General features: G+C 71.6%; 23 protein-coding genes. 11 read left to right on the plus strand and 12 right to left on the minus strand.

What is annotated here, in order from left to right; genetic code table 11:
• Window positions 1–274: 274 nt before the first annotated feature.
• Window positions 275–601 carry a hypothetical protein gene (locus ABT254_RS03740; protein ID WP_351463134.1) on the plus strand — a complete coding sequence of 109 codons (327 nt, stop codon included), beginning with the start codon at window positions 275–277 and terminating at the stop codon, window positions 599–601.
• A 182-nt stretch (window positions 602–783) separates the two neighbouring features.
• Window positions 784–1,359, plus strand: coding sequence for a HutD/Ves family protein (locus tag ABT254_RS03745; RefSeq protein ID WP_351463136.1), 576 nt, complete (start codon window positions 784–786; stop codon window positions 1,357–1,359).
• A 120-nt stretch (window positions 1,360–1,479) separates the two neighbouring features.
• Here the strand turns inward: ABT254_RS03745 and ABT254_RS03750 are convergent, their stop codons facing one another.
• Window positions 1,480–2,835: a dipeptidase gene (locus tag ABT254_RS03750; protein ID WP_351463138.1), complete on the minus strand. Its 1,356-nt coding sequence runs from the start codon at window positions 2,833–2,835 to the stop codon at window positions 1,480–1,482.
• A gap of 132 nt (window positions 2,836–2,967) precedes the next feature.
• On the opposite strand from ABT254_RS03750, the gene ABT254_RS03755 reads away from it, so the two are divergent.
• Window positions 2,968–4,203 carry a geranylgeranyl reductase family protein gene (locus tag ABT254_RS03755; RefSeq protein ID WP_351463140.1) on the plus strand — a complete coding sequence of 412 codons (1,236 nt, stop codon included), beginning with the start codon at window positions 2,968–2,970 and terminating at the stop codon, window positions 4,201–4,203.
• Here the strand turns inward: ABT254_RS03755 and ABT254_RS03760 are convergent.
• Window positions 4,193–4,642: a nitroreductase family deazaflavin-dependent oxidoreductase gene (locus ABT254_RS03760; protein WP_030930985.1), complete on the minus strand. Its 450-nt coding sequence runs from the start codon at window positions 4,640–4,642 to the stop codon at window positions 4,193–4,195. The two genes, ABT254_RS03755 and ABT254_RS03760, sit on opposite strands and share 11 nt — an antisense overlap.
• A 170-nt stretch (window positions 4,643–4,812) precedes the next feature.
• Here ABT254_RS03760 and ABT254_RS03765 point away from each other — a divergent pair, with 170 nt between their 5' ends.
• The 3 genes from ABT254_RS03765 (at window position 4,813) to ABT254_RS03775 (ending at window position 7,499) form a co-directional block, all read left to right on the plus strand.
• Window positions 4,813–5,499: a TetR/AcrR family transcriptional regulator gene (locus ABT254_RS03765; RefSeq protein WP_351463142.1), complete on the plus strand. Its 687-nt coding sequence runs from the start codon at window positions 4,813–4,815 to the stop codon at window positions 5,497–5,499.
• A 93-nt stretch (window positions 5,500–5,592) separates the two neighbouring features.
• Window positions 5,593–6,837, plus strand: coding sequence for a sensor histidine kinase (locus tag ABT254_RS03770; protein ID WP_351463144.1), 1,245 nt, complete (start codon window positions 5,593–5,595; stop codon window positions 6,835–6,837).
• Window positions 6,834–7,499: a response regulator transcription factor gene (locus ABT254_RS03775; protein ID WP_351463146.1), complete on the plus strand. Its 666-nt coding sequence runs from the start codon at window positions 6,834–6,836 to the stop codon at window positions 7,497–7,499. Before ABT254_RS03770 ends, ABT254_RS03775 begins: the two co-directional genes overlap by 4 nt.
• Here ABT254_RS03775 and ABT254_RS03780 read toward each other — a convergent pair.
• Window positions 7,460–7,744, minus strand: a complete 285-nt coding sequence (locus ABT254_RS03780; protein ID WP_351463148.1) for a DUF6332 family protein — start codon at window positions 7,742–7,744, stop codon at window positions 7,460–7,462. The genes ABT254_RS03775 and ABT254_RS03780 overlap by 40 nt on opposite strands.
• A gap of 70 nt (window positions 7,745–7,814) precedes the next feature.
• Complete coding sequence (locus ABT254_RS03785) at window positions 7,815–9,299, minus strand: MFS transporter (RefSeq protein WP_351463150.1); 1,485 nt, start codon at window positions 9,297–9,299, stop codon at window positions 7,815–7,817.
• Between the two features lie 86 nt (window positions 9,300–9,385).
• Between ABT254_RS03785 and ABT254_RS03790 the strand changes: the two genes are divergently transcribed.
• Window positions 9,386–9,778 (plus strand): MarR family winged helix-turn-helix transcriptional regulator, encoded by a 393-nt coding sequence (locus ABT254_RS03790; RefSeq protein WP_351463152.1) that lies wholly within the window; start codon window positions 9,386–9,388, stop codon window positions 9,776–9,778.
• Here ABT254_RS03790 and ABT254_RS03795 read toward each other — a convergent pair.
• The 5 genes from ABT254_RS03795 to ABT254_RS03815 form a co-directional block, all read right to left on the minus strand.
• Window positions 9,765–10,505 carry a maleylpyruvate isomerase family mycothiol-dependent enzyme gene (locus ABT254_RS03795; protein WP_351463153.1) on the minus strand — a complete coding sequence of 247 codons (741 nt, stop codon included), beginning with the start codon at window positions 10,503–10,505 and terminating at the stop codon, window positions 9,765–9,767. The two genes, ABT254_RS03790 and ABT254_RS03795, sit on opposite strands and share 14 nt — an antisense overlap.
• 157 nt (window positions 10,506–10,662) lie before the next feature.
• Window positions 10,663–12,003, minus strand: a complete 1,341-nt coding sequence (locus ABT254_RS03800; RefSeq protein WP_351463155.1) for a jacalin-like lectin — start codon at window positions 12,001–12,003, stop codon at window positions 10,663–10,665.
• 119 nt (window positions 12,004–12,122) lie between these two features.
• Window positions 12,123–12,671: a hypothetical protein gene (locus ABT254_RS03805; RefSeq protein WP_351463157.1), complete on the minus strand. Its 549-nt coding sequence runs from the start codon at window positions 12,669–12,671 to the stop codon at window positions 12,123–12,125.
• Window positions 12,672–12,762: 91 nt separating this feature from the next.
• Window positions 12,763–13,953, minus strand: coding sequence for a L,D-transpeptidase (locus ABT254_RS03810; protein ID WP_351463159.1), 1,191 nt, complete (start codon window positions 13,951–13,953; stop codon window positions 12,763–12,765).
• 165 nt (window positions 13,954–14,118) lie between these two features.
• Window positions 14,119–15,294 carry an MFS transporter gene (locus tag ABT254_RS03815; RefSeq protein WP_351463161.1) on the minus strand — a complete coding sequence of 392 codons (1,176 nt, stop codon included), beginning with the start codon at window positions 15,292–15,294 and terminating at the stop codon, window positions 14,119–14,121.
• A gap of 166 nt (window positions 15,295–15,460) precedes the next feature.
• Between ABT254_RS03815 and ABT254_RS03820 the strand changes: the two genes are divergently transcribed.
• Complete coding sequence (locus ABT254_RS03820) at window positions 15,461–16,999, plus strand: CYTH and CHAD domain-containing protein (RefSeq protein WP_351463163.1); 1,539 nt, start codon at window positions 15,461–15,463, stop codon at window positions 16,997–16,999.
• 146 nt (window positions 17,000–17,145) lie between these two features.
• Window positions 17,146–17,928, plus strand: coding sequence for a VOC family protein (locus tag ABT254_RS03825; protein WP_351463165.1), 783 nt, complete (start codon window positions 17,146–17,148; stop codon window positions 17,926–17,928).
• Window positions 17,929–18,201: 273 nt separating this feature from the next.
• Here ABT254_RS03825 and ABT254_RS03830 read toward each other — a convergent pair whose 3' ends face one another.
• From ABT254_RS03830 to ABT254_RS03840, 3 genes are read right to left on the minus strand one after another with little or no spacing between them, the layout of a single operon-like run.
• Window positions 18,202–19,470: a sugar ABC transporter permease gene (locus ABT254_RS03830; protein ID WP_351463167.1), complete on the minus strand. Its 1,269-nt coding sequence runs from the start codon at window positions 19,468–19,470 to the stop codon at window positions 18,202–18,204.
• 5 nt (window positions 19,471–19,475) lie between these two features.
• The gene (locus ABT254_RS03835; RefSeq protein WP_351463169.1) at window positions 19,476–20,255 is read right to left on the minus strand and encodes an ATP-binding cassette domain-containing protein; all 780 of its coding nucleotides are present in this window, start codon (window positions 20,253–20,255) and stop codon (window positions 19,476–19,478) included.
• A gap of 38 nt (window positions 20,256–20,293) precedes the next feature.
• A complete protein-coding gene (locus ABT254_RS03840) occupies window positions 20,294–21,382 on the minus strand; it encodes a substrate-binding domain-containing protein (protein ID WP_351463171.1) in 1,089 nt (362 codons plus the stop codon).
• Between the two features lie 251 nt (window positions 21,383–21,633).
• On the opposite strand from ABT254_RS03840, the gene ABT254_RS03845 reads away from it, so the two are divergent.
• Complete coding sequence (locus ABT254_RS03845) at window positions 21,634–24,168, plus strand: SpoIIE family protein phosphatase (protein ID WP_351463173.1); 2,535 nt, start codon at window positions 21,634–21,636, stop codon at window positions 24,166–24,168.
• A complete protein-coding gene (locus ABT254_RS03850) occupies window positions 24,165–25,247 on the plus strand; it encodes a substrate-binding domain-containing protein (protein ID WP_351463175.1) in 1,083 nt (360 codons plus the stop codon). Before ABT254_RS03845 ends, ABT254_RS03850 begins: the two co-directional genes overlap by 4 nt.

Below are 25,247 nucleotides of genomic sequence, written 5' to 3' on the forward strand. Positions count from 1 at the left end.
CTCGCGTGTGCGACCGTGACCGCCCGACTTGCGGACGGGGGTTGAGCGAGTGTCAGGTCCATCATGCCTGGTCGGAGAGGCTTTCGGTAGGACGTAGCGCACGCCCGTTCGGCCTTGTGGCGGGTGGTGCCGTACCCGCAGACTCGTCGTCATCCACTCTCCGGCCCACGTGCCGGCAACCGTCATCGGCTGCCGGTGCGTTCGCCGTGCTGTCTCGCCGTGTGACACGCACCGGTCGGAGAGGGACGGACGAAGGGGATCGATGGACCGGGACATGGTTGAGCTGGCAAAAGTCCGGCTGCTCAGTGCCAACCGGCGGGTGGTGCGGGGTGCAGAGGGGCTGTGGATCTACCGACTGCTGACGCAGGTCGAGCCGGAGGTGTACGGATCGAAGCTGGTGTACGTCCTGGTGGAGGAGAGCGGCTCACCCCTGGTGCGGGAGTTGCCCGAGCGACGGCTGGCCCTGCTGGACGAGGCCGTGGACGTGGCGAAGGCCCTCGGCACCGACAACCCCTACCGGGCGAAGATGCTGGCGAGGGCACTGGCCGCCAGGCAGCGCGAACTCGACGCTGGTACGGCGAAGCCGCGAGAACTCGAGTGACCGGGTAGGCGACTGGCGCCGCCTGGAACGTGGGGTCCCGGCCGAGGTCGGGGCCCCATGCGCCAGGTGCCTGGTGCGTGCGGCGCAAGTGGCGCTCAGGGGCTTGCCTATCCTGGTGCCGGGCCAGGTGATCGGTGCCGGCGTGGCCGCCGACGCGGCTCCTGGACGAGGAGGAGTGCGAGATGACGGTGCGCGTTCTGAGAGCGGACGAGCGCCCGGCCGTGCCGTGGAAGAACGGAGGCGGACTGACCCGCGAGATCGCCTCTTCCCCCAGCCGGGCAGGGATGTCGGACTTCGCGTGGCGGGTGAGTCTCGCCGACGTGGCCGAGCCGGGACCGTTCTCCCGCTTCGAAGATGTCGACCGGATCATCACTCTGGTCGAGGGCCCCGGCATGGTGCTGACCGTCGACGGCACCCCGCACACCGTGGCCGAGCAGTACGTCCCCTTCGCCTTCCCCGGGGAGGCCGCCACCGACTGCCGGCTGCTGGGCGGCCCGCTCGTCGATTTCAATGTGATGGTCCGGCGCGGACGGGCCACCGCGCAGGTCGAGATCGTACGGGACCGGGTGGCGCTCCCCGCTCTCGCCGGGACGACGCTGCTCGCGGTCGTACTGGACGGCTCCGCGGTGTTCGAGGCGTCCGGCCTGGTCCTCGACCGTTTCGACGGGGCCCTGATCACCGGCGCCTGCGACGAGGCCCTCAAGGTGACCGGCATCGCGGCGCTTGTCACCCTCACCGTCACAGCCGCACAGGGGTAGTTCAGGGGGCGCGACCCGGCGGCCGGGGTCCGGAGCACGGGAACAGTGCAGTCGGCAGTCGGCGGACGCGGAAAGGGCCCCCGTCGGCAGGCGAGGGCCCTTTCCGTGTTGCAGAAGGCGTCAGTTCGCCGCGTAGTTGCGCAGGAACAGGGCCTCCGCCACCGACAGCCGTTCCAGTTCCTCGGGCGAGACGCTCTCGTTCACCGCGTGGATCTGGGCCTCCGGCTCGCTCAGGCCGATCAGGAGGATCTCCGCCTGCGGGTAGAGGGCGGCGAGAGTGTTGCACAGCGGGATCGAACCGCCCTGGCCGGCGTACTGCATCTCCTGGCCGGGGAAGGCGACCGCCATCGCCTCGGCCATCGCCGCGTACGCCGGGCTGCTGGTGTCGGCGCTGAACGGCTGGCCCTGGCCGACCTGTTCGGTGCGCACCCGGGCGCCCCAGGGGGTGTGCGCCTCCAGGTGGGCCTGCAGCAGCTTCGTGGCCTCGGCCGCGTCGACGCCCGGCGGCACCCGCAGGCTGACCAGCGCGCGGGCGCCCGCCTGCACCGACGGGGTGGCTCCGACCACGGGCGGGCAGTCGATGCCGAGGACCGTGACGGCCGGGCGCGCCCAGATGCGGTCGGCGACCGAGCCGGAGCCGATGAGCTGCACACCGTCCAGCACCTTGGCGTCCTGGCGGAACTGCTCCTCGTCGTACTCCAGGCCGTCCCAGCGGGTTTCGGGGGCCAGCCCGTCGACGGTGGTCGAACCGTCCTCCGCGCGCAGCGAGTCCAGGACGCGGATCAGCGCGGCCAGGGCGTCGGGGGCGGCGCCGCCGAACTGGCCGGAGTGAAGGTTGCCCCGGAGGGTGTCGATCTGGATGCGGACCAGGGTCATACCGCGCAGCGTGGAGGTGACGGTCGGCAGGCCCACACGGAAGTTGCCCGCGTCGCCGATGACGATCGTGTCGGCGGCCAGCAGGTCGGGGTGGGCCTCGGCATACCGCTCCAGACCGCCCGTGCCCATCTCCTCCGAGCCCTCGGCGATGACCTTGATGTGTACCGGCACGCCGCCGTTGGCCTTCAGAGCGCGCAGCGCGAGCAGGTGCATGATCACGCCGCCCTTGCAGTCGGCGGCGCCGCGCCCGTACCAGCGGCCGTCGCGCTCGGTCAGCTCGAAGGGCGGGGTGGTCCAGGCGGCTTCGTCCAGCGGCGGCTGGACGTCGTAGTGGGCGTAGAGCAGGACGGTCCTGGCGCCCTCGGGGCCGGGCAGGTAGCCGTACACGGACTGAGTGCCGTCGGGGGTGTCGAGGAGGGCGACGTCCTGGAACCCCTCGGCGGTCAGCGCGTCGGCGATCCAGTTCGCGGCGCCCTCGCTCTCGCTCCTGGGGAACTGGTCGAAGTCCGCCACCGACTTGAACGCCACCAGTTCGGCGAGCTCCGTCTGCGCCCTCGGTATCAGCGAGGCGACGGTCTCGGCGACCGGATTCGACGACATGGGCACGCTCCTTGTGGGTGCGACGTTGTACGTGTGGATATCGGGATCCTCCCACAGCGGCCTGCGGTGATGTCCGCCGTAGGATGCGGGGGACAGGTGCGGCAGCGGCTTGATCGGGAGCAGTAGACCATCGTGAGCAGCGAGAACTCTTCGGCGGACGACGTGCAGCGGGTGTGGGACGTCGTCGTGGTGGGCGCGGGGCCCGCGGGGGCCTCGGCCGCCTATGCGGCGGCGGTCGCGGGACGCAGCGTCCTGCTGCTGGAGAAGGCGGAGCTGCCGCGCTACAAGACGTGCGGCGGCGGGATCATCGGCCCCTCGCGCGACGCTCTGCCGCCCGGCTTCGAGCTGCCCTTCCGGGACCGGGTGCACGCGGTGACGTTCTCGAACAACGGGCGCTTCACCCGCACCCGGCGCTCCAAGCAGATGCTGTTCGGGCTGATCAACCGGCCCGAGTTCGACCAGCAGCTCGTCGATCACGCCCAGAAGGCCGGCGCCGAGCTGCGCACCGGGGTCACGGTGCAGCGCGTGGAGCAGCACGGCTCGGCGGTGCCGGACCGGCGGACGGTCGCGGTGTTCCTGCAGAGCGGCGAGACGCTGCTCGCGCGGGCCGTGGTGGGTGCGGACGGCAGCGCCAGCCGGATAGGGGCGCACGTCGGGGTGAAGCTGGACCAGGTGGATCTCGGCCTGGAGGCGGAGATCCCGGTGCCTGAGACCGTCGCGGAGGACTGGAAGGGGCGGGTGCTCATCGACTGGGGCCCGATGCCCGGCAGTTACGGATGGGTGTTCCCCAAGGGGGACACGCTCACGGTCGGGGTGATCTCGGCGCGCGGTGAAGGAGCGGCCACCAAGCGGTACTTGGAGGAGTTCGTCGGACGGCTCGGTCTCGCCGGGTTCGAGCCGAGCATCTCCTCGGGCCACCTGACCCGGTGCCGGGCCGACGACTCGCCGCTGTCCCGCGGGCGGGTGCTGGTGTGCGGGGACGCGGCGGGGCTGCTGGAGCCTTGGACCCGCGAGGGCATCTCGTTCGCGCTGCGCTCGGGGCGGCTGGCGGGGGAGTGGGCGGTGCGGATCGCCGAGGCGCACGACGCGGTGGACACCCGGCGCCAGGCCCTGAACTACGCGTTCGCGATCAAGGCGGGGCTCGGCGTCGAGATGAGCGTCGGCAAGCGTCTGATGACGGCGTTCGAGCGCCGGCCGGGCCTGTTCCACGCGGCGCTGACCGGATTCCGGCCCGCGTGGAACGCGTTCCGGGACATCACGCGCGGCTCGACGTCCCTCGCCGAGATCGTGCGCACCCATCCGATGGCCCAGCGGGCGCTGACCGCGCTCGACCGTCGCCAGGTGGCCGGCGGCGAGGTCAGCTCCTGACCGTGATCAGGAAGACCGGGTGGTCCGGGGCGATACGGCGCAGATCGGCGTCGGGGGAGTCGGGGCCGACCCCGTTGAAGAAGACCCCGACCTCGGCCTTCCAGCGCTTGAGGTAGGCGCGCAGCAGCGGGACCTTGTCGTCGTCGGCGACCTCGGTCGCGGTGAACACGTCCACGTTCTTGCCGAGGCGCAGCTCGCCGCCGCCCGCCGCCCGCATGTTGTGCGTCCACTGGACGTGACCGCGCGGGGCGAGCAGATACTGCTGCCCCTCCACCGTCAGCAGGTTCACGGGGGTGGTGCGCCACTCGCCGCTCTTGCGTCCACGGACCGCCAGGACCCGTGAGCCCCAGATGCTGATGCCGCGGCGGGTCATCCACGCCACGGCGCGGTTGAAGACGTTGACGGTGAACCAGCCGGGCTTCTTGACGTGTGTGGACATGGGGACCCCCATCGGTAACGGTGAGATCGCCGCTCACTTTTGTGAGCACTGCTCTCGCTCGATGAACAGTCTGCATGGGATCGGCGATCGAAAGCAAGAGCAGTGCTCTCTTTTTTGTTCGCTGCTCTCGGTTGTGTGCACTGCTCTCGTTTCATGGGAGACTGCTCCCCATGAGCACCGCACACGGCGCCCGCGCCCGGGCAAGGATCGAGGTCACCGCCGCCATCAAGGAGGAGGCGCGCAGACAGCTCGCGTCCGAGGGCGCCGCCAAGCTCTCGCTGCGCGCCGTGGCGCGCGAGCTCGGCATGGCCTCCTCCGCGCTCTACCGCTACTTCCCGAGCCGCGACGACCTGCTGACCGCCCTCATCATCGACGCGTACGACTCCGTGGGCGAGGCGGCCGAGGCGGCGCACACCGCCGCGGCCGAGGCCGGACCCGTGCAGCGCTGGACCACCGTCTGCGAGGCCGTACGCGAGTGGGCCCTCGCGCATCCCCACGAGTACGCGCTGATCTACGGCTCCCCGGTGCCCGGCTACAAGGCGCCCGACACCACCGTCCCGGCCGCCGCCCGCGTCGCTCTCGTCCTGATCGGCATCGTCCGCGACGCCCGGCTGGGCCCCGGCCTGGCCCTGCCCGCTCTCCCCGCCGACCTGCATCCCGAGGCAGAGCGCATGGCGGCCGACTTCGCCTCCGACCTGCCGCCCGCCGTCGCCCCGGCCCTCGTCGCGGCCTGGGCCCAGCTCTTCGGGCTGATCGGGTTCGAGCTGTTCGGTCAGTTCCACCGGGTCGTGGAGGAACGGGCGGCTTTCTTCCGGCATGCCGCGGGGCAGCTCGCCCTCGGTGTCGGGCTGAGGTGAGCGCAGGAGGGGTGTCGTACTTCCCGGGGAGTACCGCTGATCACCACGCCCGGTGGACGCCCCGCGCGCCCACTCACGTCTAGCGTGGCCGTCATGGACGAGCAGCGTGGGCACGGCGGCGGGCCGCCCCAGTGGTGGCGGCACGGGCCGCCGTGGCTGAACCGCTGGGGCGAGGAGCACCATCAGGCCCGTCGGCCGTGGCTGTCCACCGTCCTGCTCACCGCCTTCGTGCTCGCCGGCTCCCACTACGCGGCGCACCAGCAGGAGGGCAAGCGGGCCTCCCTCGACGTCTTCGCGAGCGTGCTGCTGCTGGTGGGCTCGGGACTGCTGCTGTGGCGCCGTCGCCATCCGGTGCTCGTCGTGTACGGCACGGCGGCCGCCGCGACGGTCTACCTCGGGGCCGGGTACGCCTACGGGCCGGTCTTCTTCACCGTGGTGGTGGCCTGCTTCAGTGCGATCGTCTCGGGGCATCGGCGGGCCGCCTGGGGCGCGGTGGCGATGCTGTGGGCCGGGCACATGCTGGTGGCCCACTGGCTCTACCGCTGGCTGCCGCCGTCGCACGACTCGGCGGCCCCCTGGGCGCAGGAGGCCGTGATCGCCGCGTGGGTGGCGGCGATCGTGGCGGTGGCGGAACTGGCCCGGATCCGGCGCGAGCAGTGGGCCAGGGAGCGGGCCGAGCGGGCGCAGGCGGCACGGCGGCGGGCCGACGAGGAACGGCTGCGGATCGCCCGGGAGCTCCACGACGTCCTCGCCCACAGCATCTCGGTGATCAATGTGCAGGCGGGTGTCGGCCTCGCCCTCCTCGACACCGACCCCGAACAGGCGCGCACCGCGCTCACCACCATCAAGGCCGCCAGCAAGGAGGCGCTCGGCGAGGTCCGCCAGGTCCTCGACACGCTGCGCACACCGGGAGACGCCCCACGCGCTCCGGCACCCGACCTCGACCGGCTGCCCGAGCTGGTGGAACAGGCGGCGAGCGCAGGCCTCACGGTCGACGTCGAAGGCGAACCTCCCCTCCTCCCGCCCGGCACCGACCTCGCCGCCTTCCGCATCGTCCAGGAGGCCCTCACCAACGTCGTACGGCACTCGGGCTCACGCCACGCGCGCGTGCACCTCGACCACGACGAGCGGACGCTACGGCTGTGCATCGACGACGACGGGCCCGCGACCGGTGCCGACGCGGGCGGCAGCGGCAACGGTCTGGCCGGAATGCGGGAGCGTGCCGCGGCGCTGGGTGGCACGATCGAGGCGGGCCCGCGCCCGGACGGCGGCTTCCGGGTGCTCGCCGTACTGCCGCTCAAGGTCGGGGCGGAGTCGAAGGAGGAGGACGACCGGTGATCCGCGTACTGCTCGCCGACGACCAGTCACTGGTGCGGGCCGGCTTCAAGGCGCTGCTCGACGCGCAGCCGGACATCGAGGTCGCCGGGGAGGCCGCCGACGGTGAGGAGGCGCTGCGCAAGGTGCGCGAACTGCGCCCGGACGTCGTCCTGATGGACATCCGCATGCCGCGGCTGGACGGTCTGGCGGCGACCCGCCGGATCACCGAGGAGGAGGCCCTGCAGGGCGTCAAGGTGGTCATGCTCACCACCTTCGAGCTCGACGAGTACGTCTTCGAGGCGATCCGCTCCGGAGCCTCCGGCTTCCTGGTCAAGGACACCGAACCGGAGGAACTCCTGCGTGCCGTAAGGGCGGTGGTCGAGGGTGACGCACTGCTCTCACCCGGCGTGACCCGCCGTCTGATCGCCGAGTTCGCGGCCCGCTCCAAGGAACCCGCGGCCGCAGGGACCCTCGCCGAACTCACCGAGCGGGAACGGGAGGTGATGGCCCTGGTCGGCATCGGCCTGTCCAACGAGGAGATCGCCCGCCGCCTGGTCGTCAGCCCCCTCACCGCGAAGACCCACGTCAGCCGCACCATGGTCAAGCTGGGCGCCCGGGACCGGGCCCAACTGGTCGTCCTGGCCTACGAGTCGGGACTGGTGCGGCCGGGCTGGCTGGGCTGAGCGCCCCGCCTGAAGCGCACCACCACGCTCACGACCCGGACCACGAACACGAGGGGGGCGAGCGTCAGGCCGACCCGCAGCAGCAACCTGGACAGCAGGTCCGGCAGGTCGAAGAGGAACGCCGGTCCGGCGACCGCCCCGAAGACCACTGCCGCCGCGAACACCGCACTGACCAGCGCGTAACCGATCTCGACGGTCATCGCGTCCTGCTCGGCCTTGTGACGCCGGCCCCCGTATCCGTCCATGCGTCCAGTCTCACGGCGGTGCGCCCGGCGGGGCAAGCAGGCCCCGCCGGGCGCACAGGGGAGGCGCCCCCTAGTCGCGTACGGGTACGCGATCCGCCTCCAGGGAAGTGGACTTGGCGACCACCACGGACTGCTGCGTACGGCGTGTCCGCAGGCCCGTGAGGGTGATCAGCAGGCCAGCGACGGCGATGCCCGTCACCACCACCAGCCCGGGCCGGTAGCTGTCCAGCACGGCCTGCGGGGTGGCGTGTTCGGGGGCCCCGGCGGTCACCACCGCGGTCACCACGGCCAGGAAGATCGCGCCGCCCACCTGCACCGAGGTGTTCAGCAGCCCGGAGACCATGCCCTGCTCGTGGTCCTCGACGCCGTTGGTGGCCTGGATGTTGAGCGAGGGGAAGACCAGCGCGCAGGCCGCGCCGATCAGCAGCATCGACGGCAGGATGACGGCCGCGTACACCGGGTCGAGGTTCACGCGCAGGAACAGCGCGTATCCGACGACCATCAGCGCGAAGCCCGCCGCGATCAGCCGCTGGGTGCCGAACCGGTCGACGATCGAGCCGACCTTCGTCGAGGACACCGCCACCAGCGCGCCGGCCGGCAGGAAGGCGAGCGCGGTGTGCAGCGCCGACCAGCCGAGCAGCGACTGCATGTACAGGGTGACCAAAAACTGGAAGCCGACGTAGGACCCGAAGAAGGCCATCGCGCCGAGCTGGGCGCGGATCTGGCTGCCGGAGCGCAGCACACCGAGCCGGATCAGCGGACCGGCCGAGCGCCGCTCGACGAGCACGAACACGGTCAGCAGTGCGGCGACCGCCAGGAAGGACAGCAGCGTGCGGGCGGAGGCCCAGCCGACCTGCGGTGCCTGTACGACGGTGAAGACGAGCAGCAGCATCGACGCGGTGCCGATGACGGCGCCGGGGACGTCGTAGCCGTTGTGGTCCTTCTCGCGTTCGCTGCGCGGCAGCAGCTTCAGGCCCGCCACCAGGGCGATCAGGGCGATGGGCGCGGGCAGCAGCATGGTCAGGCGCCAGCTGGCCTCGGTGAGCAGGCCGGAGAGCACCAGACCCATCGAGAAGCCGGTGGCCGCGCAGGTGGTGTAGATGGACAGGGCCCGGTTGCGCAGCGGGCCCTCGGCGAAGGTCGTGGTGATGATGGACAGGCCGGCGGGCGCGGTGAAGGCCGCGCTCAGGCCCTTGATGAAGCGGCTGGCGATCAGCAGCGGACCCGAGTCGACGAGCCCGCCGAGCAGGGAGGCGAGCGCGAACACGCCCAGGGCGATCAGGAAGACCTGGCGCCTGCCGAGCAGGTCGGCGGTGCGGCCGCCGAGCAGCAGCAGACCGCCGTAGCCCAGGATGTAGCCGCTGACGATCCATTGCAGCGCCGAGGTGGACAGATCGAGGTCGGAGCCGATGGACGGCAGCGCGACGCCGACCATGGACACGTCGAGCGCGTCCAGGAACATCGCGGCGCAGAGCACCAGCAGGGTGCCCCACAGCCGGGGGGTCCAGCGAGCCGCCGAGGACGGTACCGCAGGGGTGGAGAGCGGAGAGGTCATGGACACAGACACTACATGCGCATGCATCGAATGCAAATGCATTTAATTCCGATGCAATAATTCTTCTTCTCTGCTACGGTGCGCGGATGGTGGCGAAGAAGGCCGAACAGGCGCTCGTGGACCAGTGGCGGGACATCCTCGCGCTGCATGCCCGCACTCAGTGCGAACTCGACCGCGCACTGCATCCGCACGGCCTGTGCGCCAGCGACTTCGAGGTGCTGGACGTGCTGTCGGGCGACTCGTGCAACTACCGAGTGCAGGAGATCTCCGAGCAGGTCCATCTCAGCCAGAGCGCGCTGTCGCGGCTGATCGCCCGGCTGGAGAAGGACGGCCTCGTCGAGCGTGCCATGTGCTCGGAGGACCGCCGGGGCGTGCGCGTCGCCCTCACGGCGAAGGGGCGCACGCTGCACGGCGAGGTGCTGCCGGTGCAGCGCGCGGTGCTGACACGGATGCTGGCGGGCGACGTCAGCTCCAGGTGACGGCCGACCTCTCGCTCCACAGTGCGGCGACCGCGGTGTCCCCGGTCACGGCCGGGAACGGCAGCCGGTTCCACAGCGCCAGGTACAACTGCGCGGCGGGCCCCGCCACTTCGCAGTCGGCATCACCCGCCGCCTCCCGCACGGCCACCGGCGCCTCCTGGGACAGCCGTACGGTCCACACCGCGTCGCCCGTGTCCGTCGCCCGGACCCGCAGCACCCGGGGCTCGTCGCTGCGTACCTTGCTCTTCGGGCGGGCGTGGAAGCCGCGCAGCAGCTCGTCGATGCCGTCCACCGCGAAGCCGGGCTCGATCGTGCTCGTCCCTCCGCCCCGCGCCGACTCCGCGTCGACCCGGTGCACCGTGGTCTCGTGCGCCTGCCGGCGCGCCCAGAACGCGAGCGGTGACGGCGCGGGCAGGAAGTGCCAGCACCGCATGTCCGGGGCGGCCGAGGTCAGGGTGTCGACGAGATACCGGTGCCCCGCGCGGAACCAGGCCAGCAGTTCGTCGCCGTCGAGGTCGGGCAGGCCGCCGTCGGGGTGGTAGGAGGCGTGCCCCTCGGCGACGAAGGCGGCCGCCCACCGGTGCACCATCCCGGTGTGCCGCAGCAGGTCCTTCACCTGCCATTCCGGGCAGGTCGGCACCTTGGCGCCGGTCCCGGCCTCCTCGGCCGCCGCGGCCAGCAGCCGGCCCTCCCGCTCCAGGATCTCCACGAACTCGGCTGTCTCCATGGGGCGAGTGTGCCGGATGGAGCCCGGTCGAAGGGAAGAGGGCGCGGCTACCCACCCGGCTGCCGCGGCGAGCGGGCCTGAACAGGACCCGGGGCCGGCTCCGATCCGCTCAGGGGCGGCCGAAGGCGCAGCCGCCCCTGAGTGCTCATCAACTGCCTTACCGCTGGGTGTAGATGAAGCCCACCTTGTCGACTTCGTCGCCCGAGCGTCCGTGGAAGCCCGCGATCTGCCAGCCCGAGGGGGCGGTGCGGGTCACGCAGTCGGAGGTCGTGGTGCCGCCGGCGAGGGTGCGGCCCAGGTTGGTCGTGAACCTGGCATAGAAGATCCGCGTGTGGTCGTCCTTCGCGCCCTGGCAGAGGTAGGCGGTCGTGACGTACTCGCCGCTGCCGAGGGTGAGGGAGGAGGCGGTGCCGCCCGTCCCGCCGTGCGCGAGCGTGGTGCCGTTCGCCAGGGTGAGGCTCATCTGGTCGACCCGGGAGCCGGAGCGCAGCGCGACGGTGGTGGCGCGGGCGCCGGCGGGCACGCTGTCGATGTCGTTGTAGTAGTCGCCGTGCGGGCCGCCGAACTGGTCGCTGAGCTGGTAGGACGACGTGCGCGACCAGGTGAAGCCGACGGTGATCGGGTCGTGGTCGGAGAGCATCAGCCCGGCGTCGTTGAGGAACTTGGCGTGCTCGTTGTTGTACGACGTCGCGTTGAGCGAGACCAGCCTGCTGCTGCGGTAGAGGACCTTGTCGACGACCTCGCAGGTGTTGGGCACGGTCGCACCGGACTGGTCGCAGACCAGGGCGTCGCTGCCCTTGGCCGGCGGGGTGCCGCCCCGTATCAGCTGCACCCAGGCGTCGGTGAGCCCGTTGGCCGCCGCGAACTCGGCGATGGTGTCGGCCGAGCGGGTGTAGCGGGTGTTGGTGTCACCCATGACCACGACGGCGTTGCCGGCCGAGTGGATGTTGATGAAGGCGGTGAGCTGGTTGAGGTTGTCGGCGCGGGAGGCCTCGTCGCCGTCGTTGGTGCCGGCGTTGGTGTGCAGGTTGTAGAAGTCGACGTACACGCCCTCGGCGAGGCGCTCGCGCATGAAGGTGAAGCCCTTGGGGGTCAGGCAGTCGCCGGAGTCGACCTGGCAGGAGTTCCAGTGGACGCGCTCGAAGTCGTCCGTGTCGTAGGGGATTTTCGACAGCGTGTTGAGCCCGCTGCCGATGCCCGCGCCGCCGCTGGTGGGGGTGCGGTAGGCGTGCGCGGTGTCGCCGGCGTAGAGGTAGGAGTGGTAGTTGAAGTCCTCCTCGACATGGACGATGTCGTACGGCGCGATCCGCTGGCCGATGGCGGTGGTGCTGGACTCGCGGGGCGTCGGCGCGCTGTTGACCGCCGCGGGCAGCCCGGCCACGTTGTAGCTGAGGACGTTGAAGCTGCCCGAGTCGGCCGCCGCTGCCGAGGGCGCGACGGCGGTGAGCCCGCCGAGGGCGGCGGCCGCTGCCGCCAGGCAGGCGAGGAGTCTGCGCATGGGGTGTGTCTCCTGTGGAGGGAAAGCGGTTTCGGCGTGAGCCTGACAGAAGTTACCGCCGGTTACCACAGGCCTGTCGAGTGTTTGGGCGCTCTTTCACAGGAGTTGTTGCTCCGGACTCACCCCTGCGTCGTGTACGGCACCACGCTCACGTGCAGCGTGAAGGCGGCGCGGGCCGCGCCCGCCACGTCCGGGGCCTTCGCCAGCGCGGTGACCTCGGCCTCGCCGCCGCGGGTGCCGGCGCACCGCAGTGCGGCGTGGGCCGTTCCGTCGGCGTCCAGCCGCCATCCGGACGCCACCACCAGGGCCGGTGCCGATGTGTTCACGGCCTTCCACCGCTTGTCGTCCGTGCGGGGCCGCAGGACGAGGGAGACCACCGTCCCCGGTCGCACGCACAGCCGCTGCTGGGTCGCGTCACCGGGGGCGACGCTGATCTCCGTGTGCCCGGCGACGCAGTGGCGTGCCGGAGCCGAGGGCGCCGTTGCCGACGTGCTCGGGCCCTGCCCGGAGGGGGACGCGGGCGCGCCCGTCGGTGCCGTGGAGGGCGGCCGTGCCGAGCTGCTCCCGGACGCCGACGCCGGTCCGGTGGATCCGCCGCCCGCCGACGTGCCGCACGCCGCCAGGACGACCATCCCGGCGATCATCCATACCCCGGACCACCACCGCATCCCAGCACCTCCCGACCCGCTCGTACCGAGGACAGCATCCCGCGGAACCCGGCCGGCAGCAGCGCGCCGGCGCCAGGTTTCCGGCCGGGCACTAGGGGAGAGCGCTGCCCTTCTTCCAGGTGGACCAGGGGACGTTCCAGTCGCCGTAGCCGTTGTTGGCCGCCACGGTCTCGACGGAGTGGAGGACCGTGACCGGGTCGCCGAGGCGGACCAGGCCGTAGAACCACTGGGCGTCGCCGGTGCTCATGCCGATGCAGCCGTGGCTGGCGTTGACCACGCTGAACTTGCCCGTGTTCCACGGTGCCGCGTGCACATAGGTGCCGGACGGCGTGAGCTGGACGTCCCACTTGACCGCGCCCAGGTCGTACGCCTCGGGGCCGAAGATCCGCACGGTCGAGGAGTTCATGCGGATGGTCGGCACCTTGCCCAGCACGACCATGGTGCCGTTCCAGGTCTCGTAGCCCTTCTTGCCGCTGGAGACCTTCAGGGTGCGCAGCGTCCTGCCGTTCTTCCGCACCGTCATCGTCTTCGTCGTGACGTTCACCGTGCTCGTCACGGCGTCCCCGATGCGGAAGTCCACGACGCGTTGCTGGGTGCCGTAGAGCCCGTTGCCCGCGTTCACGCCCGCCAGGTCCATGCGCAGCGTGACACGGGTGCCCGGCTGCCAGTAGTTCACCGGGCGGTAGTCGATACGGTCCTTGCCGTCGCGGTCCTTCATCCAGCTCCAGGCGCCCTGGACCGCGGGGGAGGCGGTGACATGGAGCTTCCGCTCGACGGCCGCCTTGTCGCGGATCGGCTTGTTGAAGGTGATCGAGACCGGCATGGCGATGCCGACTGTCGTGCCCCTGTCGGGGTGGTACTCGCCGACGAAGGCGTTCGTCGGCGCCTGGGTGGTGAAGGAGGCGGTCTTGTCGAGAGCCGACCCGCCGTCCGTCTTGCCGTGCGCCTTCACCGTGTAGGTGGTGCCCGGGGCGAGCGGTGTGGTCGAGGTCCATACGGACCTGTCCTCGGACCAGGTGCCGGAGATCGGGCCCGGACCCGGGGCGCCCACCTCGACGGAGATCAGGGATCCGCCCCGCGCGTGCACCGTCACCTTCCGCCCGACCGGCACCTTCGCACTCCCGGCGTCGGGCTGCACGACTATCGCGGGCGGTCCCCCCTTGTCCCCGCCGTCCGCATCGCCGCCGGAGCTGCACGCGGCGAGAAGGACGGCGGCGGCCGACGCGAACGCGAGCGGAGGTGCGGTCCGGCGGCCCCACGGTGCCGGCAGGCGCTGTGGCATGGGACTCTCCCCTTCCCCAAGGGCTGACTGGCGTTGATCGGTGTGTTGCTTTGTCGCTTTCCTGGTACCCCGGGAAGGCATCCGGGCGACCGGCCCATCGGGTGACTGCTCCCGCCTGAGCCGGTGAGCCGAGGGTGCGGGCGGTGGCCGCGAGTGGCCGTCGGGTCATCCCCCGGCGGTGCGGCGCGTCACCAGTCCGATGAGCGCGGCGACCGCCGCCAGCAGCGCGACGCTGGTGAGGGCGGTGGGCAGGGAGAACCAGTCGGCCATGAAACCGATCGCGGGCGGGCCGAGGAGCATGCCGCCGTAGCCGAGGGTGGAGGCGGTCGCGACGCCGCCGGGGCCGGCGAGCGTCCCGGCGCGTTCGACGGCGACCGGGAAGAGATTGGCGAGACCGAGCCCCGTGACGGCGAAGCCGATCAGAGCCGCCCACAGCGAGGGCGCCAGGGAGCCGGCCAGCATGCCGAGTGCGGCGGTGGCGCCGCCCGCGATCACCGTGCGGGTACGGCCGAGACGTTCGAGCAGGGTCGTCCCCGTCAGCCGGCCGGCGGTCATGGCGAGCGCGAAACAGGAGTACCCCAGTGCCGCGGCTCCCGCGGAGGCGCCCAGGTCCTGTTCGAGGTGCAGTGCACCCCAGTCGGCCATGGCCCCCTCGCCGTATGCGGTGCACAGCGCGATGAGCCCGAACACGGCAACCAGCCCGCGGCGACGGCCGTCGAGGCGGCGCGGGCCGTCCTGCCCCTGGTCGCCTGTGGGCTCGGGTGGCTTGGGCGGCTGCCGGCGCAGCAGAGAGCGTCCCGCCACGGCCGTCACGACAAGCCCGATGCAGGTCAGGCCGAGGAGATGCCGAGTGGGGGAGAGATGCCCGGCGACCAGACCGCCGAGCCCGGCGCCGAGCATGCCGCCCAGGCTGAAGGCGGCGTGGAAGCTCGGCATGATCGGCCGCCGCAGGGCGGCGACGAGGTCGACGGCCGCGCTGTTGAAGGCGACGTTGATCCCGCCGTAGGCGGCCCCGAAGACGAGGAGGACGGCGCCGAGCGCGACGGCCGAGTGGGTCAGCGGTGGCAGGGCGACGCTCAGGGACAGCAGGATGCCGCAGACCACGGTGACGGCGTGGCTGCCGTAGCGGCGGCACAGGCGTCCGGTGAGCACCATCGTGATCACCGCGCCGGCGGATACCCCGAGCAGGGCGAGCCCCAGGGCGGCGGCGGAGGCACCGGTCTGTTCCTTGATCGCGGGGATGCGCACGACCCAGCCGGCGAAGATGAAGCCGTCGAGGGCGAAGAAGACGGTGAGGGCGATACGGAGGCGGGTGAGGTCGGTGGGGTTGCTGCCCGGCACGACATTGTGCGTTCGGGGTTTGTTTATTTGCGGCACAAAACCACGCTAGGGGGACGGGGTGAACAGGGCAAGGGGGCTGCCCCGCCCGGACAGGCGGCCCCCTGTTCAGGGCGTCCTTGGCGCCTCGCCCGGGTTTGAGCCGCGCTGAGGGGTGTACGCGATCGGTATGACCCAGTCGAAGCGTGAGACAGAGCGAAAGTACGATGCTCCGTCTGCCGATGACACCTCGTGGCTCCCCGAGCTCACCGGCGTGGACGGCATCGTGTCGGTCGTGGAACAGGGCACCGACGAGCTGGAAGCCGTGTACCACGACACCGAGGACCTGCGGTTGGCCGGCGCGTCCGCCACGCTGCGGCGCAGGACGGGCGGCCCCGACGCGGGCTGGCACCTGAAGCTGCCCCTGTCGGAGGACAGTCGGGAGGAAGTGCAGGCCCCGCTGTCCGAGAAGGTTCCGGAAACCCTGCGTGACCTTGCCCTTTCCCGTACCCGCGGGGCAGAACTGACGCCGGTCGTCCGCATTCGGTCCACCCGCCGCACCCGGCAGCTGGTCGACTCCGAGGGAGCGGTCCTCGCCGAACTGACCGTCGACCAGGTCCGCGCCGAATCCCTTCGCGGCATGACCACCCTGGCCGCCTGGACCGAGATGGAGGTCGAACTCGCCGAGGACACCGACGTCTCGCTGCTGGACGCCGTGGACAAGACGCTGCACAAGAACGGCATCGACCGTGCGGCCAACCCGTCCAAGCTGGCGCGGGCCCTGGAGGAGACAGGAGTGGCCGGTCCGCGGCTGCCGGACGTCCGGGCCGAGATCGGCGTACCCGGCTCGGCCGGCGACGACGTCCTCACCTACGTGGACGAGCAGGTTCACACCCTGGTGCGCCTCGATCCCGCGGTACGCCGTGACGTGCCCGACTCGGTGCACCGGATGCGGGTCGCCTGCCGTCGGCTGCGCAGCACCCTGCGTTCCTACCGGTCGGTGCTGGACCGTGCGATCACCGATCCGATCCGCGACGACCTCAAGTGGCTGGGCGGCGAACTGGGCGCGGAGCGCGACCAGGAGGTCCTCATGGAACGGCTCGGTGCGCGCGTCGAGGCCTTGCCCACGGAGCTGGTCATCGGGCCGGTGGCGGCCCGGTTGAAGGCCTGGAACGTCGCCAACACCGACGAGGCGCGTCGACGCACCCTCGAGGCCCTGCGCTCATCCCGCTACCTGGCCCTGCTGAACTCCCTGGCCGCACTCACCGAGCAGCCGCCGCTGCGTCGCAAGGCCGCCCGCGCACCGGAGAAGGTGATGGCCAAGGCGATCTTCAAGGAGTACGACCGGTTGGCAGGCCGGGTGGCGCACGCGCTGGAGCTCTCCCCCGGGACGGAACGCGATGTGGCGCTCCACGAGGCCCGTAAGTCGGCCAAGAAGACGCGCTACGCCACCGAACCGGCGCGTGCCTCGCTCGGCAAGCCGGCGAAGCGGCTCGGCAAGCGTGTGAAGGCCGTGCAGAAGGTGCTCGGGGACCATCAGGACAGCGTCGTGGCCCGGGACGCCCTGCGGAAGCTGGCCCTGGCGGCGCACGCCGCGGGGGAGCCCGGTTTCACCTGGGGCCTTCTGTACGGCCAGGAGCAGGCCGTGGCCGCAGACCGCGAACGGGAACTGCCGACCGCATGGGCCGACGCGTCGAAGCCCGGCCTGCGCAAGGCGCTCACCCGCTGACAGCTGCCCCGCGCCGGGGTCCGGCCGCATGCGGGACGCCCGCCCGGGTGAAACCCCCCGGGCCGCCGGGCCTGTGCACCGAGCCCCGTGCGAAGGGGGCGGCATCGTGGCGGAGTCTCGACACCGGACTTCGTAGGAGAAAGCGCATGCTCGGCACCGACTTCCGCACCGGATCACCCAACTGGATCGACCTCGGCAGCCCCGACACGGACGCGGCCGCCGCCTTCTACGGCGCCGTCTTCGGGTGGCAGTTCGTGTCCGCCGGGCCCGAGGCCGGCGGGTACGGCTTCTTCCAGAAGGACGGGAAGACGGTCGGCGCCCTCGGGCCGCTGAGCGAGGAGGGCGCCGCTTCGGCCTGGACGACGTACTTCCAGAGCGACGACATCCAGGCCACCGCCCGCGAGGTGGTCACCGGCGGGGGCGCCGTGCGTGCCGAACCCATGGACGTCATGGGTGAGGGCTGGCTGGGCCAGTTCACCGACCCCCAGGGCGCGCGGTTCGCCGTATGGCAGCCCGGGAGGACGAAGGGCCTGGAGAAGGCCTCGGAGGACAACACCCTGGTGTGGGTGGAACTGCACGTCGGGGACCCGGAGGCGGCGATCCGCTTCTACGCCGGTCTGTTCGGCTGGCGTTCCCAGGAGATGCAGGCACCCGGGATGACGTACCGGGTGCTCAGCATCAAGGACGGCGACCAGCAGGAGGGCTCCTTCGGTGGGGTCGCCCCGCTCCAGGGCGAGGGCGAGGAGACGCGCTGGGTGCCGTACTTCGCGGTGGCCGACGCCGATGCCGTCGTGACGAAGGTGCAGGAGAACGGCGGGTCGGTGCTGATGCCGGCCGCCGATGTGCCGGACGTCGGCCGGATCGCCTGGCTGGCCGACCCGGGCCAGGCGGTGTTCGCCGTCCTGAAGCCGAACCCGCGGCAGGGGTGACAGCTCCTCGGGTGCGTGCCGGAGGCCGGCGGTGAGGTCACCGCCGGCTGGGCATGCCGGGCATGCTGGGTTGGCCTGGTTGCCGGCGTTGGGGCCGGCGTGTCGCCGGGGCAGGCGCGGGTGACCATGGTCACCGTCATGCGGGGGGCCTTGCCTGCGGAGGCCGCCGCGTCGCCTTTCTCCCCGGTCCGGCGGGACGGGTGAGCGGCTCGGGAGTGCTGTGTGCGGCGGGGGGTGGTCTGCGGCGGACCTATCGCCAAGAAGGCCGGTGTGTCAGGCCCGCCCGTGCGCCTCCTGCGAGCGGCGCGACAGCGCGTCGATGACCACCGCGGCGAAGAGCACCCCGCCCGTGATGACGAACTGGATGGCCGTGGGAGTGTCCGTGATCGCCATTCCGGACGCGATCGACTGGATGACCAGCATGCCGAGCACCGCGGACCAGGTCGTACCGCGCCCCCCGAACAGACTGGTGCCGCCGATGACGGCTGCCGCGATGGCGTTGAGCAGCAGGACGCCCGATCCCGAGCTCTGGCTGACCGAGGTGATGCGCGAGGCCAGGAACAGACCGCCGACCGCGGCCATCGTCCCGGAGACCGCGAGCACCGCGGTCTGGATACCCGTCACATTGAGGCTGGCGCGGCGGGCCGCCTCGACGCCGCCGCCCAGTGCGTAGACCTGCCGGCCGTAGTGCGTGTGGCGCAGCACGATGTCCAGGCCTGCCACCACCACGAGGAAGATCAGCAGGGCGAGCGGCAGCCCCTGGAACCGGTTGAGCAGATACGCCGTGGTGAACGCGACCACCGCGAGTCCGCCCGCGCGCACCACGATGTCCCGTAGTGAGCGGTGCGGCATGCCGGCGGCCACGCGGCGGCGCCGGTCCAGGTACGAGATCAGGAAGACGAGGCCCACGCAGAGCGCCGCCAGGCCGTAGGCGACGGCGTCATTGGTGAAGTAGTAGCTGGTCAAGTCGGCGACGAGCCCGTTCTCGTCGAGGTTGACCGTGCCGCTGGTGCCGAGGACGTAGAGCATCAGGCCGTTCCAGGTGAGCAGCCCCGCCAGCGTGACGACGAAGGCCGGTACCCGGGTCTTGGCGCAGGAGAAGCCCTGGAGGGCTCCCGCCGCGGTGCCCGCCAGCACCGCGAGGACGAGGGCGATCCATTCGGGCACGCCGTTGTTCACGTTCAGCACGGCGAAGATGGCCGCGGCGAAGCCGCTGATCGAGCCCACCGACAGGTCGAGTTCACCGAGCAGCAGCACGAACACGATGCCGACCGCGATCAGGCCGGTGCCCACGATGTCCACGCTGAGGTTGGACAGGTTGCGGGGTGAGAGGAAGTTGTCATTGAGGGACTGGAAGATGATCCAGACCGTGGCGAGAACGAGGACCACGGGCAGCGAGCCCAGTTCACCGGCGCGGAACCTGCGCCGCAGGAAGTCGGCCCCGTCCTTCACGGCGAGGGCGAGGGCCGCGCGGCCGTGCGGCCCGCGGGCCTCGGCGGCCGTGGCCTCGTCGGCCCGCGTGTTGTCCGTCATGCGGCGCATCCCTTTCACCACGCCTCGTGGGTGGCCGGCCGCCGGGGCACGTTCTCGGTGGCACCGGTGATGGAGGAGATGATCTGTTCCTGGGAGGCGGTGTTCACGTTGAAGAAGCCGTTGTTGCGGCCGAGCCGCAGCACCGCGGCCCGGTCCGCGAGCGCTTTGACGTCCCCCATGTTGTGGCTGATCAGCAGCACTCCCATGCCGCGGTCACGCAGCGCGTCGACGAGGTCCAGGACCTCGGTGGTCTGCTCGAAGCCCAGCGCCGCGGTCGGTTCGTCCAGCAGCAGGACCCGGGGCTCGCCGAGGAGCGACCGTGCGATGGCGACCGTCTGGCGCTGGCCGCTGGACAGGGAGACCACCGGGGCGCGCAGTGCGGGCACGGTCCTGGTGAGGCGTTCGAGCAGCTCGATGGTGCGGCTCTCCATCTCCATCTCGTCGAGGAACCCGAACCTGCGGATCTCCCGGCCGAGGAAGAGATTGCCGACGACGTCGAGGTTCCCGCACAGCGAGAGGTCCTGGTAGACGGTGGCGATGCCGAGGTCCCGGGCGTCGTGCGGGCGCCTGATGTGCACCGTGCGGCCCTCCCACTCGATGACGCCCTTGTCCGCGGGGGCGACGCCGGAGATCACTTTGACGAGGGTGGACTTGCCGGCGCCGTTGTCGCCGAGCAGGGCGACGACCTGGCCGGCGCGGATCTCCAGCTCGACGTCCTTGAGGACCTCGACGGCACCGAAGCGTTTGCACACGCCGTGCAGCGCCAGCAAGGGGGAATCCGGCACCAAGACCATCTCCTTCCCGGGGCTCGGACTCGGTCGAAGCCGGTTCGTCAGGTCAGTCCGGACCTGCTGCAGGCGGCCTCGAGCCGGGGGACGCAGATCTGGCGGACGGTGTAGAAGCCGTCCTTGACCAAGGTGTTCCCGATGTTGGCGGCGGTCACGGACACGGGGGTGAGCAGGACGGCCGGAACCGTCTTCCCGCCGCTGGTGGTGGCCTTGTCCCTGGCGACCTTTTCCAGGGCGGTCCGGCGGGCCGCTGCCACGGCCATGGCGGCGCCGGCGGAGGCCTCGGGGCCGAACGGCTTGTAGACGGTCATGTACTGATCGCCGGCCACGATGCGCTGCACGGCCCCGAGTTCGGCGTCCTGCCCGGTGACCGGGGGCAGCGGGTCGACCTTGTTCGCCTTGAGGGCGGAGATGCTGCCCCCGGCCAGACCGTCGTTGGCGGAGTAGACCCCGTGGATGTTGGCCACGCCCAGGGCTGCGATGGCGCCGGACATGTTGGTGTTCGCGATCTCCGGCCGCCACTGCGGTGTGTCGTACTCCTTGCCGATCTTCACTCTGCCCGAGAGCACGGACAGCGCGCCCTTCTTGAACGACACCGAGTTGGGGTCGCTGGGATCGCCGTTCATCATGACGATCTGGGGCGGTCGGCCGCGGTTGCCCATGGCCTTCAGCAGGGCCCTGCCCTGGAGCCTGCCGACCTCCTCGCCGTCGAAGGAGACGTAGCCCGAGATCGGGCCCTGCGCGAGCCGGTCGTAGGCGATCACCGGGATGTGCGCCTGAGCCGCCTCCCGCACCGAAGTGCCGAGCGATCTGGCGTCCACCGCCACGAGCACGATCGCATCGACGCCCTTGGTGATCACCGAGTCCATCTGGTCCTGCTGGAACGCCACATCGCCCTTGGCATTGGCGGACTCGATCGTGCAGCGCCGGCACAGCTCCATGATCTTCTTCTCGAGCAAGGGCCTGTCCTGTGTCTCCCAGCGGGCCGTGGTGGCATCCGGCAGCAGCAGGGCGATCTTCGGTGCGGTCCCCCCGTCGGAGTCGCTGTCGGTGCCCGACCCGCAGGCCGGCACTGCCACGGCCGTCGAGACCGCGGTCATGACGGCGGCCGCGCCCCGTATGCAGGCCTTCATGCGCGAGACCTCCCTCCGAGCGCGGGTCGGGTGGTCACGCCGGCATGGAGATCCAGAAGTGCACTGGTCGCTGCCCGCACGCGGCGACACCTGGCCCTCTCACGCGAGCGGCAAGACGACCATGCCGTCAGTGTGGCACCGGCCACGGCGATCTGCGAATGCAGTGGCGGTTTGCTCTGATATGCGATTCTGTTGTGGGGACGCCCGATCTCAGCCGCATCCGCGGCACGGACGGGAGGTAGGTTGCGGACATGCCTGAAGACGGCGGTGCCCGGGCCGGAGTCTCTCAGCTGCGGGCATCCGGAGCCGATGCCGCGGACCCGGGCGGGCTGCCCGCGGTGCCGGAGACGGCAGCGGGCGAGCGCGCCCTGGCCTTCGCCGGAGTGGTCATGGCAGCCGTCTACGTGCCCGCCGGCGACTCGGACGAGCTGAGGCCGGCGGAGACGGCACGCTGGGCCGTCTCCGACTACCGGCTGCCCGAGCGGCTGCCTCTGTCGGGGGGCTCACCCGCCGCGCACGCCTTCCGCACCGACCGGCCGCTGTGGCTCACCCCCGCGGAACTGGCCGCCTACCCCGAGGGTGCCCCCACACCGCCGCACACGGAGGCCTCGCTCGGCGCCCTGCCGCTGGAGGCGGACGGCAGCCGGCTCGGCTGCCTCGTCGTCGTGGGGGGAGGCGCGGACGGTTTCGAGGACGCACAGCGCCGCTTCCTGGAGCGCTACGCCGATGCCGTCGCCGGTCTGCTTCTGAGCGCTGCCGGCCGGTCCCCGCCCTCGTCCCTGCTGGGCCCCGCGCTGCGGAGCCTGCGCGTCGGCTCGTTCGTGCTGGTGCCCGACACCGGCCTGATCGACGCGGACGACGCACTGCTCGAACTCCTCGGTATCACGCCGGCCGACTTCGACGGCAAGGCGGACACCCTGCTCGCGCACGCCCTGCCCGAGGACATGCACGCCCTGGTGTCGGTCCTGGAACCGGCTCCCCAGGCGTTCGGCCGGCGGGAGCTGGAGTTCCGGGTGCGCGGCCCGACGGGGGAGATGCGCTGGCTGAGCCTGAGCTGCCGGGTCGTGGCGGGCACCGACGACCGCCCCGAGCAGGTGCTGGGCGTGGTGACGGCGACCTCCGTGCTGCGCGGCGGCCCCGACGACGTCTCCAGGATCCAGTGGCTGACCGCCGCACTCGACGACGCCACCACCGTCCGTGACGTCGGCCGTGTCGTGGTCACCGCGCTTCGGGAGCCGCTGGGCGCCGACCGGGTGGCCCTTGCGGAGCTGCAGGGCGACCGGCTCATGGTCACCGTGCTCGATCCACCGCAGCCCGCCGCCTGGCCTCAGGCCTGGCGCGCCGAGTGGCGCACCGAGTGGCCGGACGCGCCGGTCAGCGCCCTGCCCACCCTCCAACTCGCCCTGCGGGACGGGAGGTTGGACCTGTGGCCGGCCGGTACGGCCTTCGAACCGAACCTCGCGGGCATCGGCGACGGAGGCCTGGCCGTCCTGCCGCTGCCCGCCAAGGGCCGCGTCGCCGGCCTCTGCATGGTCGGCTGGGACCAGCCGCACGAGTTCGCCCCCGACGAGCGGTCCCTGCTGACCGCCACCGCGGCGCTCGTCGGACAGGCCCTCAAGCGGGCCCACGAGCACGACGCCGAGCAGGAACTCGCGACCATGCTGCAGCGCAGCCTGCTGCCCCGTCGCCTGCCCGAGCTGCCCGGCGGGACGGCCGTGGCCCGGTATCTGCCCGCCCGACGGGGACTGCAGGTCGGCGGCGACTGGTACGACGTCATCGCCCTGTCCGAGGACCGCGTGGCCCTGGTCATCGGCGACGTCCAGGGGCACAGCGCCGGAGCCGCGACCATCATGGGCCAGATGCGTACGGCCGTCAGGGCCTACGCCGTGGAGGGGCACCCGCCCGACGTGGTCGTCTCCCACGCCAACCGCCTGCTCGTCGGCATGGAGACCGACCTCTTCGCCACCTGCTGCTACGCCGAACTGGACCTGGAGCAGGGCAACACCCTCTTCGTCCGGGCCGGGCACCTCGCCCCCCTGGTGCGCCACCCCGACGGCGGCACCGAGGAGATCGAGGTCGAGGGCGGACTCCCGCTGGGCATCCTCGAAGAGGCGGAATTCCCCATGACCTCGGTCGAGTTGTCTCCCGGCACGGTCCTCGCCCTGGTCACCGACGGCCTGGTCGAGGCCGCCGGCCTGCCCCTCGACGAGGGCATGAACCAGACCCGCGCGGCGCTCGCCGCGGCCGATCCGGCGGATCTGGGGCGCATGGCCGACCAACTGCTCGGCGAAGTCGGCCGCCGTGAGGACGACGTCGCGGTGCTGCTGCTGCGCTACGACGGCATGGGGACCCGGCCGATCAGGGCCGGCTGGGTGGTGTGGCGGCTGCCCGACGCCGTCATGCACGCCCGTCGCTTCACCGCCCGCACCCTGCGCAACTGGCAGGCAGAGGACGTGGCCGACGCGGTCCTGCTGGTCGTGTCCGAGCTCGTCACCAACGCCCTGGTGCACACACAGGGCCCGGTCCGCCTCGACCTCATGCTCCGTGGCGACCGCGTACGGGTCTGCGTGGCCGACTCCTCGCCCCGTGCCCCCGCCAAGCCGGTGATCGTGGACTGGGAGTCCACCGGCGGCCGGGGACTGCTCCTGGTCGAGGCGATGTCGGAGTCCTTCGGCTCGATGCCGGTGGCCGGCGGCAAACAGGTGTGGAGCGAGATCGTCCTGCCCGGACGAGCATCGGTGCCCTCCGCCTCGGGCCCGGGAACGGAACGAGGGGGCGGGCGGTGAGAACCCGCCTGTGGCCTGTCGTCGCCGCCCTCGTCGCGGGGCTCATGACGCTGTCCCAGGCGGCCTGCGGGGGAGACGGCAAGGCGGGATCGGACAGCTTCACCGTAGGCCTCCTGCTCCCGAGCCGATCGGTCCCCCGCTGGGAGCACTCCGACCGACCGCTGATCGAGAAGCGGCTGAAGGAGCTGTGCCCGCGCTGCGCCGTGAAGTACGCCAACGCCGAGAACGACGCGGACCGGCAGCGGCAGCAGCTGACCTCCATGATCACCACGGGGGTCCGGGTCCTGATCCTCGACGCCGCCGACGCGCGGGCCATGCGGTCCTCCATCGTCGAGGCCCACCGGGCGGACGTACCGGTCGTCGCCTACGACCGGCTCGCGGAAGGCCCCATCTCCGGTTATGTCAGCTTCGACGGAGCACAGGTCGGCAGGCTCCAGGGCGAGGCGCTCCTGAAGGCGATGGACGGCCGGACGAAGACCAGCCAGGTCGTCATGCTGAACGGCGATCCGACCAGCCCCAACGCCGCCTGGTACAGAAAAGGCGCCCTGTCCGTGCTGGCGGGCAAGGTCAGGATCGGCAGGTCGTACGACATCCAGGGCTGGAGCACGGACGACGCCCACGCCCAGATGACCGCCGCCGTCGCGGCCCTGGGCCCGGACCGGATCGGTGGGGTCCTGGCGGCCAACGACGCGATAGCCGCGGGTGCCCTCTCCGCGCTCAAACGCGCGGGCGTCAGGCCGCTTCCCCCGGTCACCGGTCAGGACGCGGACCTCGACGCCGTACGGCGCATCGTCGCGGGCGAGCAGTACATGACGGTGTACAAGCCCTTCCGGGCGGAGGCGGCCGCGGCCGCCGCCATGGCCGTGGCGCTGGGGCGCGGCGAAGATCTGAGCAACGTCGCCACCACGACCACCGACAGCCCCACCACCAGCCGTATCCCGTCCGTGCTGCTCGCCCCGAGGGCTGTCACGGCCCGCACCATCGAGCAGACGCTCGTCAAGGACGGTGTGTACACCGACGACGAGATCTGCACCCGCGCGCTCCGGACCGCCTGTCAGAAGGCCGGACTCGCGCGGTAG

It is taken from the genome of Streptomyces sp. NPDC001137 (assembly GCF_040298885.1).
In the GTDB taxonomy this organism is placed as follows: domain Bacteria; phylum Actinomycetota; class Actinomycetes; order Streptomycetales; family Streptomycetaceae; genus Streptomyces.